A 12,827-nucleotide genomic window follows, 5' to 3' on the forward strand; every position below is an offset into this window, starting at 1 on the left:
AGGTGGGGTCGCACCGAAGGGTTGACATGTTTCTACCCCCTGAGCCGGCCGCGCGCCATGACCACGGACACGCGAACTTCAAGCCGAGCGGGTGGGAACAACGGTCATGCGGTGACCCGGACCGAGTCGGTGTCAGTCAGGCAGCACCGACGCAAGCATGTCCAAGAGAGCCCCGTTGTGGCGCCCGATGCTGAGGAGTGCAGTTCCGTTCCCACGCTCCTGGGCCCCAACCCCGCGATCTTGCACTCCCTGCTGCCGCCATGCGGCTTTTGCGACTGATGCCGCCACAGAAAGTGCAAGATCGCGCGAGGGTCTCTCCCTCCACTCCGTCGATCATGGAGTTGTGGTGGTGCATGCCCAGGCTTCCGCCCGTTCACAGTCTGATTCAGGTCTGCTCGCCGGCGCTAGGATGACCGCCGTGCAGTTCGGGGTGCTCGGGCCGCTCGCCGTGACCACGGACGCCGGCGAGCCGGTGGTGGTGCCCGGCACCAAGGTACGGGCGTTGCTGGCCGACCTGTTGGCCAACCGCAACCAGGTCGTCTCGGCGGACCGCCTCATCGACGACCTGTGGGGTGACGACGCCCCCGCCAATCCGGCCGGAGCCCTCCAGGTGCGGGTGTCTCAGCTCCGCAAGGCGCTGAACGATGCCGAGCCCGGCGCCCGCGAGCTTGTCGAGTCCCGGCCACCCGGCTACCTGCTGCGGGTCGACGCGGTCGACGTCGGCCGCTTCGACGAGCTGGCCCGCTGCGCCGATGTCGAACGGCTGACCGAGGCCCTCGCGTTGTGGCGCGGCGAGGCGTACGCCGACGTGGCCGACGCCGAGTTCGTGCGCGCCGAGGCGGCCCGCCTCGGCGAGCAGCGCCTCGTCGTTCAGGAGCGGCTGGCGCAGGCCCGGCTGGCCCGGGGCGAGCATGACCTGGTGGCCGCGGACCTGGCCGAGTTGGTCGCCAGGCATCCGCTGCGCGAGGGCCTGCGGGCGGTGCAGTTGCGCGCGTTGTACGCGGCCGGCCGCCAGTCCGAGGCGTTGGAGAGCTACGCCGAGCTGCGGGCCCGGCTCGCCGAGGAGCTGGGCCTCGACCCCGGCCCGGAGCTGGTCGCCCTGCACCGCAGGATCCTCGAACAGGACGCCGGCCTGAACGCCCCGCCGAGGGCGGCGACCATCCGGAACAACCTGCCGGCCCCGCTCGACGAGTTGATCGGGCGGGACGAGGCGCTGGCCGAGCTACTGGCGCTGCTGCCCCGGCAGCGACTGGTCACGCTGGTCGGGCCAGGTGGCGTCGGCAAGACGCGGCTGGCCACCGAGACGGCCCGAGCGGCGTCTCCTCCGGACGGTGTCCGACTGGTCGAGCTGGCACCACTCCCGGCCGGCGACGCCCGCGTCGCCGAACAGGTGCTCGGCGCCCTGGGCGCCCACGAGGCCGCCGGAACGACCCAGTCCCCCACCGACCGGGTGGTCACGGCCCTGCGGCACCGGCAGCTGCTGCTCGTGCTGGACAACTGCGAACACGTCATCGAACCGGTCGCCGAGCTGGTCGCCCGGCTGCTGCGCGACGTGTCCGGGGTGAGCGTGCTGGCCACCAGCAGAGAGCCACTCGGGCTGACCGGTGAGCTGATCTGGGAGGTACCCCCACTGCCGGTGCCGGACGACGGTGACCTGGAGGCGGTCCGGCGCTCGGCGGCGGCCCGGTTGTTCGTCGCCCGCGCCGCAACGCAGCAGCGCGGTTTCCGCCTCGACGGACAGACCGCGACGGCGGTGGCCCAGCTCTGCCGCCGCCTCGACGGTCTACCGCTGGCGTTGGAGCTGGCCGCGACCCGGGTCCGCGCGCTGGGCGTACGCGGGGTGGTGGACCGGCTCGACGACCGGTTCCGGTTGCTCACCACCGCGCAGCGGGACGTGCCACCTCGACAGCGGACACTCACCGCGGTGATCGGCTGGAGCTGGGACCTCCTGGACGAGTCCGACCGGGTGGTGCTCGCCCAACTGGCGGTGTTCCCGGACGGCTGCACCCCGGAGGCCGCCGAACAGGTCTGCCGAACCGACCTGGACGTCCTCGCCCGGCTGGTGGACCGGTCGCTTGTGGTGCTCGACGACTCCGGTGCAGCCCCCCGCTACCGGCTGCTCGAATCGGTGGCCGCGTTCTGCCTGGACCGCCTCACCGACGCCGACGAGGTACGCGGGCGGCACGCCACCTACTACACGGAGCTGGCCGAACGGGCCGACCCCGGGCTGCGCGGGGCCGACCAGCAGCGGTGGCTGGCGCTTCTCGACACCGAGCTGGCGAACCTGCGGTCGGCGCTGGCGCACGGTGGCGGGCTGCGCCTGGCTGTCGCACTGAGCTGGTACTGGTTCCTGCGCGGCCGGCTCACCGAGGCGCGGCGGGCGCTGGCCGTGCCCGGCGACCCGGAGCAGGAGGCCCGCGCGGCACCCTGGCGGGTCGGTTTCGCCCTGTCGCAGGGTGAGGTGATCGCACCGGACGACGTACGCGCCGCAGTGGCCGCCGACCCGGACAGCCACGCCGCGTGGTTCGCGGCCAACGCGGTGATCGAACACGGCGACCTGGCCCTGGTGTCGGAGCTGCTGCCCACCGCCGCAGCCGATCCGTGGACCGAGGCGGCGGTGCTCACCTCCCTGGCCCACATCGCCCACGCCAACGGTGACCAGGCCACCCTGGAGCGCACCGCGACCCGCAGCGCCGCGCTCTTCGCCGACCTCGGCGACCGGTGGGGTCGGCTCCGGGCGACCGAGTGGGTGGGTGGGCTGGCCGACATGCGCGGCGAGCACGAGCGCGCCGCCGCGCTGCACCGCGACGGGCTGCGCTGGGCCGAGGAGCTGGCGCTGTGGCCGCAGGTCTGCGCCGAGCTGTCCTGGCTGGCCTGGCTCGCCGTACAGACCCGCGACTACGCGCAGGGTCGGGAACTGGCCGAACGCGCCTACGACCTGGCGGTGGAGCAGGGCTCGCCCGGAGCGTTGATCTTCGCGGAGATGAGCCTCGGGCTGGCCGCCCGCCGCGACGGCAAGCTCGATCTGGCCGTCACCCACCTCAGCCACCTCGCCGACCTGGGCCGCGGCGAGAGCCAACCCGCGCTCTACCTGCCGATGGTGCTGGTCGAGCTGGGCTACGCGGTCGAGCAGGGCGGCGACCCGGACGCCGCACTGGCCCTGCACATCGAGGCGTTCGAGGCCGCCGAGGCGATGGCGACGATGCGCGACGCGGTCGGACCGCTGGAGGGGATGGCGGCGGCCGTCCGCTCCCCCGAGGTCGCCGCCCGACTGCTGGGCGCCGCAGCCGCCGCCCGACTCGCCACGCAGTCCCCCGCCGCTCCGGCCGAACGCGACGACACCGACCGGACGACAGCACGACTGCGAGCCGAACTCGGGCCGGAACGCTTCGACGCGCTGCTCGCCGAGGGCGCGCAGCTGAGCCCGGGCGAGGCCCGGGCCCAGCTCTGACCGGTGCTCAGGAGGACACCTTCGGCTGGTACGAGGCGACGATCACGCCGCTCTTGTGCACCCGGGTGTCGACCAGGTCGAACGACGCCTTGACGTCGGCCAGCGGCGTGGTGAGGCTGGGGCCGCCCTCCAGCACCGGGTGGATCCAGAACCGGACCTCGTCCACCAGGCCCGCCCGGAGCAGCTCGGCGGTGACCGAGCCGAAGCCGTACTGGATGATGTTCTTGCCCGGCCGGGCCTTGAGCGCGGTGACCGCCTCGACCAGGTCGCCCTGGAGCACCTCCGTGTTGTTCCAGGTGGGGTTGGTCAGGGTGGTCGAGGCGACGTACTTCTTGACGTTGTTGAAGTACGCGGCGCCAGTGGTCGGGTCGCTCTCGTCCCTGGTCGGCCATGCGGCGGACATGCCGTCATAGGTGGCCCGGCCCATCAGCATCGCGTCGGCCTCCTCGGTCTGCGCCCCGGCCAGGCTGGCGGCCTCCTCGTCGAAGTACGGCATGGTCCACATCGGGTTTTCGATGACGCCGTCGAGGGTGATGTAGGTCGAGTTGATGAGCTTGCGCATCGGGATCTCCTGGGTGTCTGTCGTGCTCTCCGGTGACACCCAGAACTCTGCCGGAGCCCGCTTACGATTCGCTTCAGGTGCTCTTACGCCCGTCGTCGACGGGGCCCTGCGCCGGGTCGGTCGACGGGATCGGCAGCGCCTGCGGGGTGACGGTGCCGCCGCCGGTCGAGTGGGCCGGGGCGGGGCGGTCACCGCCGCGGCTGTGCAGCCGCCCGCGCCCGGTCGGGCCGGCCCGCCGGGTCACCTCGACGGTCACCATCCGCACCGGCGGTGGCGGCGCTGTGAAACGTCCGACACCCCACCGCACCCAGATCGGGATCCGGCCGGCGTCCGCCTCCGCGCGCAGTTTCTGCACCGTACGGGCCCGGTCGGTGTGGTCGACCTCCACCACGACGGGTGGGCCGTCCGGACGGGCACACGCCACGTCGAGCACCGAGTGCCGCTGCTCCAGGGGCGGCGGCAACGGCAGCACGCTTGGCGCACGCCGGTACACCCGCCAGCCCTGGGCCTCGGCCCACCGCACCACCGCGTCGATCACCCGCGCGGTGACCTCGTCGGTGTCCAGGTCGACGAAGGTCACCTCGGCCAGCCAGCGACCCAGGTCCGCGGCCAACCGCTCGTCCTGCGCCGCGACCTCCACCGGCGCAGGATAACGCCTCAGCCGAAGACGCTCGCGGTCGCGGCGAGATGCCGGGTCAGCCAGCCGGTGGTGGCCGCACGGGCCGCCTCGGCGTTGGTCCGGGTCAGGAAGTCGTGCCCCTCCCCGGCGAGCACCAGGTGCCCGTACGGCACACCGCGGTCGGCGAGGGCCTGGGCGACCTGCGCCGACTCGCCGGCCGGCACGTTCGTGTCGTTGGCGCCGTGGATCAGCAGCACCGGCACGTCCAGCCGGTCGATGTGGGTCAGCGGGGAGAGGTCGCGCAGCAGATCGGCGTCCCGGTGCGGGTCGCCGTACTTGCTGACGGCGGCGGCGGCGATCCACGGCTCGGTGCCGGCGAAGAAGGTCCGGAAGTCGGAGATGCCGCACTCGGCGACCCCGGCGGCGAACAGCCCGGGGAAGTTCACCAGCACCGCGAGGACCAGGTATCCGCCGTAGGAGCGACCCAGAACGCCGAGCTGGCCGGGCCGGGCGACGCCAGCGTCGACGAGGAAGTCGGCGCAGGCCGCCACGTCGGCGATCGCGCCGTAGCGGCCGGCGAGGTTGTCGGCGGCGACGAACGAGCGGCCGAACCCGGACGACCCACGGACGTTGGGCGCGAAGACCGCGATGCCCTTTGCCACCAGGGCCTGGAACAGCGGGTTGTAGCCGGGACGCTCCTGCGCCTCCGGGCCACCGTGCAGGCTGATCGCGGTCGGCCAGGGGCCCGGCCCTGCCGGGCGGTAGAGCCAGCCGGAGAGCGGCAGCCCGTCCCGGGCGCGCAGGTCGAGAAGTTGCGGTGCGACACCGGCATCGTCGGAGCGCGGGGCGGTGGCCGGCCGCAGCGGGCGCGGCACCCCTGTCGACGGGTCGACCAGCCACAGCTCCCGGGGCTGCACCGGCCCCTGCGCGGTGAGGCAGAGCAGGCCGCCGTCGGCGGCGAAGACGGCGTCGCCGAGCACCTCGCCGGGGGCGGTGACGGCCCGCTGCACACCGCTGGCGAAGTCGAGCAGGCTCAGCTCGCTGCGCCCGCCGTAGGTGTTCCACAGCAACGCGCCGCGCTGCCCGTCCGCGCTGGGCGTGACGTGTTCCAGCTCGGCGTCCGGTCGCCCGGCGAGCCGGGTCGGCGGCTGTTCCGGTCGGGTCAGGTCGACCCGCACCAACGCGGCGAGTTCGGAGTACGCGTCGGTGCGGGCCAGCACGCTCGTTCCGTCCGGGCCGAACCAGCCCTGGTCGGTGCTGCCCCGCCCGGTGTCCGGGAACAACCGCCGCCGAACGCCGGTGGCCACGTCGAGCACCTCCAGCCAGCGGGCGTTACGGGGGCCGCGGCGCAGCAGCGCCACAGCGGCGTCCGGGGTCACGTCCAGGAGGGTGAGCAGGTCGCCCTCAGCGAGCACCCGCCGGTGACCGGTGGCCGCGTCGACCAGCAGGGCCTGCCCGTGCTCGTCGGTCTCGGTGACCACCAGCACCGCGCCGTGAGGCAGCCAGCCGGCCAGCGCGGCGCTGCGTCGACCGAACCCGGCGACCTGGTGGCGTCGCGTGCCGTCGGGGCGTAACACCCACAGCTCGGTGCGGGGCGCGCCACCGGGGGCGACGACACAGGCCAACCACTGGCCGTCCGGGGACCAGCTCAGCGCGAGGACCGGCTCGTCACCGACTGGCACCGCGACGGGCGCACCCGCGTCGACCTGGCAGACCCAGACGCCGGGCGTGCCGGCCCGGTCGGAGAGGAACGCCACCCGACGGCCGTCGGGGGACGGCGCGGGGGCGAACTCCTCGCTGATCGGCACCGGCGGCGACACCGGCCGGTGGCTGGCGGGTCGGGGCCGCCGGGTGGTGCGCGGCGACTCAATCCGTACGCTCATCTAAACCCCGATCCGCTGCAACCAGAGCTCCAGCAGCCCGAGCTGCCAGAGCGCGTTGGAGCCCAGCGTGGTCCGCCGGGCGTTCGGCGCGTCCAGCAACTCCTCCAGGTAGTCCTTGCGGAACAGGCCCCGCTCGCGCGCCGGTCCGGCGGTCAGCGCGTCCCGCACGTCGTCGAGCAGCGGACCGGAGAGGTGCCGGATGGCGGGCACCGGGAAGTAGCCCTTCGGCCTGTCGATCACCTCGTCCGGGACGATGCCCCGGCTCGCCGCCTTCAGCACCCCCTTGCCGCCGTGGGCCAGCTTCAGGGCCGGTGGGCAGGCCGCGGCCAGCTCGACCACCTCGTGGTCGAGGAACGGCACCCGGGCCTCCAGCCCCCAGGCCATCGTCATGTTGTCGACGCGCTTGACCGGATCGTCGACGAGCATCACCAGGCTGTCCAGGCGCAGCGCCGCGTCCAGCGCGGTGTCCGCTCCGGGCGCGCCGAAGTGCGCGGCGACGAACTCCAGGCTGGCGTCGTGGTCGAGCATCCACTCGGGCGCCAGGTGCCCGCCGAGCGCGTCGTGGCGACGATCGAAGAACACCCGGGCGTACGCCTCGACGGCGTCCGCGCGGGCCACGTTGGCCATCGGCGGGTACCAGTCGTAGCCGGCGAGGATCTCGTCGGCGCCCTGGCCGGACTGCACCACCGTGATCCGCTGCGAGACCTCCTCGGAAAGCAGGTGGAACGCTACGCAGTCGTGGCTGACCATCGGCTCGCTCATCGCCGCGATGGCCTGGTGCACGGCGGGGACGAACCGCTTCGCGCCGATGCGGATCTGCTGGTGGTCGGTGTCGAAGTGGCGGGCCATCAGGTCGGAGTAGTGGAACTCGTCGCCGCTCTCCCCCGCCGCCGCCTCGAAGCCGATGCTGAAGGTGGCCAGGCCGGTCTGGCCCTGCTCGGCCAGCAGGGCGACGATCAGGCTGGAGTCGAGACCGCCGGAGAGCAGCACGCCGACCGGCACGTCGGCGACCATCCGCCGTCGTACGGCGGTGCGCAACGCCGCCATGAGCCGTTCCTGCCACTCGTTGGCGGACATGGCGGGGACGGCGGCCCGGTTGAACCCCGGCCGCCAGTAGGTGGTGTCCGTGCTCCGGCCGTCTGCGGTGATCACCCGCACGGTGGCCGGCGGCAGCTTGCGGACCCCGGCGAGGATCGTGCGCGGCGGCGGCACCACCGAGTGGAAGCTCATGTAGTGGTGCAGCGCCACCGGGTCGAGGTCGGTGTCCACGTCACCGGCGGCGAGCAACGCCGGCACTGTCGAGGCGAAGCGCACCCGGCCCGGCCCTTCGGCCAGGTAGAGCGGTTTGATGCCGAGCCGGTCCCGGGCCAGCACCACCGTGTGCGTGTCCAGCTCGACCAGGGCGAACGCGAACATCCCGTAGAACCGCTCGACGCAGGCCGCCCCCCACCTGTGGTACGCCTTGAGGATCACCTCGGTGTCCGAGGTGGACCGGAAGGAGTAGCCGGCGGTGGTCAGCTCGTCGCGCAGCTCCCGGTAGTTGTAGATACAGCCGTTGAAGACAGTGGCCAGACCCAGCTCGGTGTCGACCATCGGCTGGGCGCCCGCGTCGGACAGGTCGATGATGCGCAGCCGGCGGTGCACCAGGGCCACCGGCCCGTGCTGCCACCGACCCTCGCCGTCCGGGCCCCGGGAGGCCAGGGCGGGGAGCATCCGCTCGACGGCGGCCAGGTCCGGCGGCGCTCCGTCGAGGCGGAACTCGCCTCCGATACCGCACATGGCGTACACCTCTCATCGGCTGGATCCGCTGGGGGCCGCTGACCGGTCCAGGCTTGGCGGCCCGGGTTGCGTCCCGATGACGGGTGGGTCAAGCGTCGGTTACGCCGACTGTTCGTCGGCTCCACCGAGCAGCCAGGTGTCCTTCGACCCGCCGCCGCGCGACGAGTTGACGATCATGCTGCCGGCCGGAGCCACCCGGGTCAGTGCCACCGGCGCGACCTCGGCGGTGTCACCCAGGAAGACGAACGCCCGCAGGTCGACGTGACGGGGAGCCAGCGCCGTGCCGTCGAAGACCGGGTGGGTGGTCAGCGCGATCATCTCCTGGGCGATCCACCGGTGCGGGGCCGCGAGGATCTGCTCCCGGACGGCGGCCAACTCCTCCACCTCGGCGCGGGGGCCGATCACCACCCGGTCACCGCCGTACCCGTCGACCGGCTTGAGCACCAGCTCGTCGAGCCGGCCCAGCACCTCGGCCCGCTGCTCGGGCAGCCCACACAGGTACGTCGGCACGTCCCCGAGCAGCGGCTTCTCGCCCAGGTAGTACTCGATCAGCCGGGGCACGTACGCGTACAGCGCCTTGTCGTCACCGACACCGTTGCCCAGCGCGTTGGCCAGCGTGAGCCGCCCGGCGTGCACTGCGGCGAGCAGCGGCCAGCCCAGCGGCACCCCGTCCGCGCCGGGCGCGTGCAGCAGCGCCTCCTCGTCCATCCGCAGGTAGATCACGTCGACCTCGCGGCGGCAGCCGTCGCGGACCAGTCGGACCCGACCCTCCTCCACCAGCAGGTCGCTGGTCTCGGTCAGCGGCACACCCATCTCGTCGGCGAGCAGCCGATGCTCGAACCACGCCGGGTCACCGGGGCCGCTGCTGAGCACCACCACGGCGGGGTCGTCGGCCGCGGCGGGCGCGGCGGCGACCAGCGCCCGGTACAGCATCGCCGGCGTCTCGTCGGCGGGCAGCAGATCCTCCGGCACCGGCAGCTCCGGCAACACCGCCTGGGTCAGTCGACGGTTCTGCACCGCGTAGCCGATTCCGGAGGGCACCCGCAGGTTGTCCTCCAGCACGTACCAGCCGCCGTCCGGGTCCCGGACGAGGTCGGTGCCGGACACCTGGGCGCGGGTGCCCCGACGGCCCATGAGCGCGCCTGTCGGGCGCAGCCCGGGTGAGGACTCCACCACCCACGCCGGCACCACACCGTCGGCCACCACGGCCCGGTCGGCGTAGACGTCGCGCAGGAACGCGTCGAGGGCGCGGGCGCGTTGCACCAGGCCGGTCCGCAGGGTCCGCCAGTCGGCGGCGGGCACCACCCGGGGCACCAGGTCGACCGGGAAGAGCCGGGTGCTCGCCTCGCCGGCCACGCTGAACGTCACGCCTCGGGCCCGCTGCTCCTCGTCCCGGTCGTGTTCGCGTTGACGCAGGGCCCCGGCGCCGAGTTGGCGCAGGGCCGCGAGCATCGGGGCGTACGCCGGTTGCGGTCCGGCCGGTCCGAAGACCTCGTCGCCGGCGTCGACGTACGTGGGCAGCGCCGGCGGTGTCGGCGCACCCGGCAGCGGAGCACGGACCCGGCCCCGGGTCTCGTCGAGCAGCAGGTCGACCACGTCGGCCAACCGGCCCCGTCGCTCGTACGCCCGCCGCTGCCGCGCGGCGCAGCTGCCACGTTCCAGCGCGTACCGGGTCAGCTCGCTGACCTGCTCCCAGTCCCCGGTCGCCACCAGCTGTGGGCGCAGGTCGGTCACCAGGCGGCGGACCGCCTGGGCGGCCGGCACCGGTCGGGCCGACCGGGGCAGGTCGAGCAGGTCACCTTCCAACCCGGAGCGGGCGGCCCGCCACACGGCGGCGCGCAGTACCGGTGGTCGCACGGCAGTGCGTTCCACACCGGCGCGCAGGGCGGCGACCTCCCGTCGGACGAGCGCCCGGAACAGACCGGTGAGCAGGACGATGGTCTCGACGTCGGGGTTGGCGTCGGTGATCCGCAGCTCCACCGTGGGCACGTGCGCCGACGGCCGGACGTCGAAATAGATCATGGCGGGGTCGGTGATGGTCTCGGAAGAGATCAGCTCGGCGACCAACGCCTCGTGGTCGGCGGCGCTGGTCACCTCGCCCGGATCGCCAGCGGTGGGCCAGCGCTGCCAGACCAGGGAGCGGACGCTGGCGTAGCCGCTGTCCTGGCCCATCCAGTACGGCGAACTGGTGGAGAGGGCGAGCAGCACCGGCAGCCACGGCTGGACCCGGCGGGTGACCGCCACCGCCAGGTCCCGGTCGGAGACACCGACGTGCACCTGCGCGCCGCAGATCAACTGCTCCCGGGCGAGCATCTGATACTCGTCGAGCATCCGCCGGTAGCGGGAGGTGGGGGTGACACTGGGGTCGCCGTCGGCGCGCAGCGGCACCGTACCGGCCGCCACGATGCCCAGACCGGCCCGGTCGGCGACCTGGACGGCCGCCTGACGCAGCCGGGTCAGCTCGGCGCGGATCTCGTCCAGGGTGCGGCAGACAGCGGTGTTGGTCTCCACCACGCTGCGGTGCAGTTCGGCGGTGAACGAGGCCGCCGGCAACCGGTCGAGCAACTCCCCGGCGCGGGGCACCAACTCCCGGGTGTGCAGGTCGACGACGTGGAACTCCTCTTCCACCCCGATCGTGGCCAGGTCCGCCGGATCGCCGTCGTCCAGCGACAGGACCGAATTCGTACGGGGGGTGGGCAGCGTCCGGCCGTTGCCGGACCGGCCCACCGGCTCGTCGTACGTCGGCGCGTTTGTGGTGTTGTCGGCCATTGTCACCCCGGTTCGCGTGTCGGTGGTCTGGCTGTCCGACGAGCGTTCCCAGGGTTGGTACCGGGGGTGTTTCCGGCGCGTTAAGGTGACGCGCCCGTTCTGTTCGCGCTGCTCAGCGTCGCGCAGCCCGGTACTCGATGGCCGCGGCGACCCGGTCGGCGGTGGCGGCGTCGAGTTCCCGTTCCGTGAGCCACAGGCCCAGATCGAGTCCGGCCGACAGCGCGCCGGCGGTGACCCGGTCACCGTCGTCGACCACCCGCTCGTCGAGGACTGTGACGTCGTGCGCGCGCAACTCGTCGTACGCGTTGCGGTTGGTGGTCGCCCGCCGACCGGTCAGCAGGCCGGCGGACGCGAGCACCAGCGCACCGGTGCACACCGACGCCATCCACCGGGCCGATGGTGCCAGCGCGGCCAGCCTCGCCGGCAGCACACCGCGCTGCGCCTGCGCCCAGGCACCCTCGGGCGTTCGGTTCAGCCATCCGCCACCCGGGACGATCACACCGTCGGCCCGACCCAGCACCTCGGGGACCTGGAGTTGGACGCCCCGCATGCTGGTGACCAGCCCCGACCGTTCGACGGCGACCAGCGCCACGTCGAAACCGGCCATCGACAACACCTCGAACGGCCCGAAGACGTCCAGTTCGTCGAAGCCGTCGAACACCACGATCTCGATTCGCATACGGCCCAGAATCTCCCGTCGAGCGGGCGGCGACGAGTGGCATCCTTGCCATCATGCGTAAGAGTTCCGCCACGCATCAGGTCGCCGTTCTCGCCCTGCCCAGAGTCGTCGCCTTCGATCTGACCATCGCGACGCAGGTGTTCGGCCACGAGGGCCACGGTCGGTACGCGATGACTGTGTGCGCACTGGACGGTGGCTCGGTCACCACCACCACCGCCGGCCTGGAGCTGACCGTCGCCGCGACGCTTGACGCCCTCGACGATGCCGACACGGTGATCGTGCCCGGGTTCCGCCGTGGCCCGGCACCGACGCGCGCCCTCGAAGCGCTACGGCTCGCCCACCGTCGTGGCGCTCGCATCGCGTCGATCTGCACCGGCGCCTTCGCGCTGGCCCAGGCCGGTCTGCTCGACGGCCGCCGCGCGACGACCCACTGGGCGCACGCCGACGCGCTCGCCCACGAGCACCCACTGGTGTCAGTGGACGCGGGTGCGCTCTACATCGACGAAGGTGAGGTGCTCACCAGCGCCGGACTCGCCGCCGGTCTTGACATGTGCCTCTACCTCGTCGGCCGCGACCACGGGCAGGCTGTCGCCATCCAACGGGCCCGGCACATGGTCACACCATTGCACCGGGCCGGCGGTCAGGCCCAGTTCATTCCGGTCGACGTAACGGGTCCGGACGACGAGTTGGCCGCTGTCACCGCTTGGGCGAGCGGCAATCTGCACCGCCCGATCACCGTCGCGGACCTTGCCCGGCAGGGTGTGATGTCCAGCCGTACGCTGCACCGCGCCTTTCAGAGTCGGCTCCGGATGAGCCCACGAGCCTGGCTGATCCAGCAACGGCTGCGCGCCGCCTGCACTCTGCTCGAGGACGGCGGAATCACCATCGACGAGGTCGCACGGCGCACCGGCCTGGGCACGGCGACCAACCTCCGTGCGCATTTCCAGCGGGCCTTCGCCACCACCCCTACCGCGTACCGGCGGGCTTTCACCCCCTGACCCTGCGACGGTGGTCGTGCTGGGGGTCGGTGATGTCGGGGTGTCCCGCCGGCCTGGACACCCCGACATCAGCAGTCTCGATTCGAA

The 12,827-nt window shown here is 72.9% G+C and carries 8 protein-coding genes; 2 read left to right on the forward strand and 6 right to left on the reverse strand.

What is annotated here, in order from left to right; genetic code table 11:
- Positions 1 to 409 precede the first annotated feature (409 nt).
- Positions 410 to 3,451: a BTAD domain-containing putative transcriptional regulator gene (locus tag AB0K35_RS00645; protein ID WP_363882552.1), complete on the forward strand. Its 3,042-nt coding sequence runs from the start codon at positions 410 to 412 to the stop codon at positions 3,449 to 3,451.
- Between the two features lie 7 nt (positions 3,452 to 3,458).
- On the opposite strand, the gene AB0K35_RS00650 is transcribed toward AB0K35_RS00645, so the two are convergent.
- The 6 genes from AB0K35_RS00650 to AB0K35_RS00675 form a co-directional block, all read right to left on the reverse strand.
- Complete coding sequence (locus AB0K35_RS00650) at positions 3,459 to 4,013, reverse strand: dihydrofolate reductase family protein (RefSeq protein WP_357359615.1); 555 nt, start codon at positions 4,011 to 4,013, stop codon at positions 3,459 to 3,461.
- Between the two features lie 73 nt (positions 4,014 to 4,086).
- Positions 4,087 to 4,653 (reverse strand): hypothetical protein, encoded by a 567-nt coding sequence (locus tag AB0K35_RS00655; RefSeq protein WP_363882555.1) that lies wholly within the window; start codon positions 4,651 to 4,653, stop codon positions 4,087 to 4,089.
- A gap of 17 nt (positions 4,654 to 4,670) precedes the next feature.
- Positions 4,671 to 6,515 carry a S9 family peptidase gene (locus tag AB0K35_RS00660; protein ID WP_363882558.1) on the reverse strand — a complete coding sequence of 615 codons (1,845 nt, stop codon included), beginning with the start codon at positions 6,513 to 6,515 and terminating at the stop codon, positions 4,671 to 4,673.
- Complete coding sequence (locus AB0K35_RS00665) at positions 6,516 to 8,294, reverse strand: N-acetylglutaminylglutamine amidotransferase (protein WP_238669384.1); 1,779 nt, start codon at positions 8,292 to 8,294, stop codon at positions 6,516 to 6,518.
- A gap of 99 nt (positions 8,295 to 8,393) precedes the next feature.
- A complete protein-coding gene (locus AB0K35_RS00670) occupies positions 8,394 to 11,063 on the reverse strand; it encodes a carboxylate--amine ligase/circularly permuted type 2 ATP-grasp protein (protein WP_363882561.1) in 2,670 nt (889 codons plus the stop codon).
- 112 nt (positions 11,064 to 11,175) lie between these two features.
- Positions 11,176 to 11,742: a DJ-1/PfpI family protein gene (locus AB0K35_RS00675; RefSeq protein ID WP_363882564.1), complete on the reverse strand. Its 567-nt coding sequence runs from the start codon at positions 11,740 to 11,742 to the stop codon at positions 11,176 to 11,178.
- Positions 11,743 to 11,795: 53 nt separating this feature from the next.
- On the opposite strand from AB0K35_RS00675, the gene AB0K35_RS00680 reads away from it, so the two are divergent.
- The gene (locus AB0K35_RS00680) at positions 11,796 to 12,740 is read left to right on the forward strand and encodes a DJ-1/PfpI family protein (RefSeq protein WP_363882567.1); all 945 of its coding nucleotides are present in this window, start codon (positions 11,796 to 11,798) and stop codon (positions 12,738 to 12,740) included.
- Positions 12,741 to 12,827: the final 87 nt, after the last annotated feature.

The organism is Micromonospora sp. NPDC053740 (assembly GCF_040677775.1).
GTDB classification, from domain to species: Bacteria; Actinomycetota; Actinomycetes; order Mycobacteriales; family Micromonosporaceae; genus Micromonospora; species Micromonospora alfalfae.